This is a genomic window from Sphingomonas bacterium (assembly GCF_903644135.1).
In the GTDB taxonomy this organism is placed as follows: domain Bacteria; phylum Pseudomonadota; class Alphaproteobacteria; order Sphingomonadales; family Sphingomonadaceae; genus Sphingomonas.
In genome coordinates, this window is record NZ_CAHJXA010000332.1 from 1 (window position 1) to 2,998 (window position 2,998).

Below are 2,998 nucleotides of genomic sequence, written 5' to 3' on the forward strand. Positions count from 1 at the left end.
GAGAACGGCTCCAACGCCTTCGTCGTCGCGCCCAAGCGGTCGAGCGACGGCGCGACGCGGCTGGTCTCCAACGCGCATCAGCCGTGGCGCGGCGGCGTCGCCTGGTACGAGCTGGTGGTGCATTCGGGGACCGGCTGGAACTTCGCCGGCGCGACCTTCCCCGGCGCGCCCTATCCGCTGCTCGGCCATGGCGTGTCGCTCGGCTGGACCAACACCGTCGACCGGCCCGACCTGACCGACGTCTACAAGCTGGTGCTGAACCCGGCGGGCGACGCCTATCGCTACGATGGCGTGTGGCGGCCGCTGGAAAAGCACCGCGTCTGGCTGCGGGTCAGATTGTGGGGGCCGTTCGTGCTGCCGGTGCCCAAGACGGTGTACCGCGCGGTGCAGGGCCCGGTGGTGGAGAACAAGGACGGCGCTTATGCGATCCGCTACGCCGGTGCCGACCAGATGCGGATGGTCGAGGAATATTATCGGCTGAGCCGCGCCCGCGACTGGCGCGAGTGGAGCGCGGCGCTGGCGATGCAGGGGGTGCCGGCGACCAACTTCCTCTACGCCGACGCCACCGGGCGGATCGCGCACATCTACAACGCCGCCTTCCCCAACCGGAAGCCGGGTTTCGACTATGCGCGCCTGCTGCCCGGCGACACCAGCGCCGATTACCAGCCGGGGACGGTGCCGTGGGCACAGGTGCCGCAGCATGTCGACCCGGCGTCGGGCTTCCTCGCCAACGCCAACAATTCGCCGTTCCTGGCGGCGGGGCCGGGGTCGGAGCTCGACCCCAAGGCCTATTCGCCGCTGCTCGGCATCGAAACCGACACCACCAACCGCGGCACGCGCGCGGTCGAGCTGATGAGCGCCAACCCGAAGATCAGCCAGGCCGGGCTGGAGGCGATCAAGTATGACACCGGCGTCAGTCGCCACGGCTGGGCGGCGCTTTGGTTCGCCGACCTGGCGCGCGCCGACGCGCGCGGCGACCAGCGGATCGCGGCGGCGCAGGCGCTGCTGACGAAGTGGAACTGGGATTTCGACGGCCGGCATCCGGGGCAGGCGTTCGCCGCGCTGCTGATGCGCACCGGGCAGAAGTTCCACTACCAGCGCCAGGCGGAGATCGACCCGCGCCAGGCGCTGGACGAGGCGTCGGCCTATCTGATGCGCGCGTTCCACCGGCTCGACCCGCCGCTCGGCGACATGCTGCGGCTGCGGCAGGGGAAGGTCGACCTGCCGCTCGACGGCGCCCCCGACGTGCTGCGCGCGTCGGGCGCGTGGGACGAGGGCGCGGATGGCCGGCTTGCGGTGAAGCATGGCGACAGCTTCGTCATGTTCATGGCCTGGGACCGCCAGGGGCGGGTGTCGTCGCGTTCGGCGCAGCCGTTCGGGGCGGCGACGACGCGGCCTGACTCGCCGCATTATGCCGACCAGGCGGCGCTGTTCGCCAGCCACCGGACCAAGCCGGTGTTCTTCGGGCCATCGGCACTCCGGGCCAATCTGGAGCGGGTCTATCGTCCGTGACCGCCGCCGCTTGACTTGGCATCAGCGCGGGCAGAGGGCGCGGCATCGCTATGCGGAGAGACGATGATGGCCGGTGTCGACGGAAGCTATAATTGCGTGGTGAAGTCGCCGCTCGGGGATCAGAAGACGGTGCTGACCGTCAAGAGCGACGGTGCCCGCTTCTCCGGCACCAACGCCGGCGCGATGGGGTCGATGGACGTCGCTGGCGATGTCGCTGGGACGACGCTCAGCTGGAAGATGCACCTGACTCTGCCGATGACGATGACGCTGGACTGCGAGGCGACGATCGACGGCGACACGCTGACCGGCAAGGTCGGCGCGGGTGCGTTCGGCAGCTTCCCGATGTCGGGCACGCGCACCGCGTAAGCGCCGCTCAGCGCTCGACCAGCGTCACATGCCCCATCTTGCGGCCCGGCCGCGCGGCACCCTTGCCATACAGGTGAAGGTGCGCGCCGGGCGTGGTCAGCGCCCAGCTGCCGTCGTCGTCGCCGATCAGATTGTCCATTCTCGCCCGCGCGCCGGTCAGCGCGGGCGAGCCGAGCGGCAGGCCGCAGATCGCGCGAACATGGTTCTCGAATTGCGAGCATTGCGCGCCCTCGATCGTCCAATGTCCTGAATTGTGGACTCGGGGCGCCATCTCGTTGAACACCGGGCCGTCCGCGCCGACGAAGAACTCGCAGGCAAGGACGCCGACATACTCGAGCGTCGCCGCGATCCGGCAGGCGAGGGCGGTCGCCTCCTCGGCCTGGGCCAGCACCTCCGGCGGGGCGGGGACGGTCGAGGTGCGCAGGATCGCGTCGCGGTGGACGTTGTGCGGCGGCGGGTAATGGACGGTCGCGCCGTCGATGCCGCGGGCGATGACGATCGAGAATTCGTGGCTGAACGGTACGAACGCCTCCAGCACCGCCGGTCCGCCGATCACTGCCCAGGCGGCATCGGCGTCGGCGGGGGTGTCGATCCTGACCTGCCCCTTGCCGTCATAGCCGAAGCGCGCTGTCTTCAGCACCGCGGGCGTACCGACCGTCGCCAGCGCCGTCGTCAGCGTCTCGCGGCTGTCGACCGGGGCCCAGCGGGCTGGGCGACCGCCGACCTGCTCGACGAAGCGCTTCTCGGCGACCCGCTCCTGCGCGATCCGCAGCGCGGCTGGGGCGGGGTGGACCGGGACCCGCTCCGCCAGCCACTCGACCGGACTGACCGCGACGTTCTCGAACTCATAGGTGACAACGTCGCAGGCGGCGGCGAAGTCGGCGAGGACGATGCGGTTATGATAGTCCGCGCGGGTCAGGCTGGAGGCGGTCTGCGCGGCGACGCTCTCGCGGTCGGGGGCGAGGACATGGGTGTGATAGCCAAGCTGCGCTGCCGCGGTCGCCAGCATCCGGCCAAGCTGGCCGCCGCCGAGGATGCCGATGGTCGCGCCCGAAGAGAGAGGGGCAGGAAGCGGCGTCACGGCGCGTCGGCCACCGCTTCCGTCTGCGCCGCCCGCCAC

General features: G+C 70.6%; 3 protein-coding genes. 2 read left to right on the top strand and 1 reads right to left on the bottom strand.

The genetic code is table 11. The features are described from left to right. On the top strand, window positions 1-1,512 hold a 1,512-nt coding region (locus HUU96_RS13930), incomplete at its 5' end, for a penicillin acylase family protein (protein WP_174293350.1). Window positions 1,513-1,578: 66 nt separating this feature from the next. Beyond that, window positions 1,579-1,878 carry a hypothetical protein gene (locus HUU96_RS13935; protein WP_174293351.1) on the top strand — a complete coding sequence of 100 codons (300 nt, stop codon included), beginning with the start codon at window positions 1,579-1,581 and terminating at the stop codon, window positions 1,876-1,878. A gap of 7 nt (window positions 1,879-1,885) precedes the next feature. Here the strand turns inward: HUU96_RS13935 and HUU96_RS13940 are convergent, their stop codons facing one another. Then, complete coding sequence (locus HUU96_RS13940; RefSeq protein ID WP_438827087.1) at window positions 1,886-2,998, bottom strand: 5-(carboxyamino)imidazole ribonucleotide synthase; 1,113 nt, start codon at window positions 2,996-2,998, stop codon at window positions 1,886-1,888.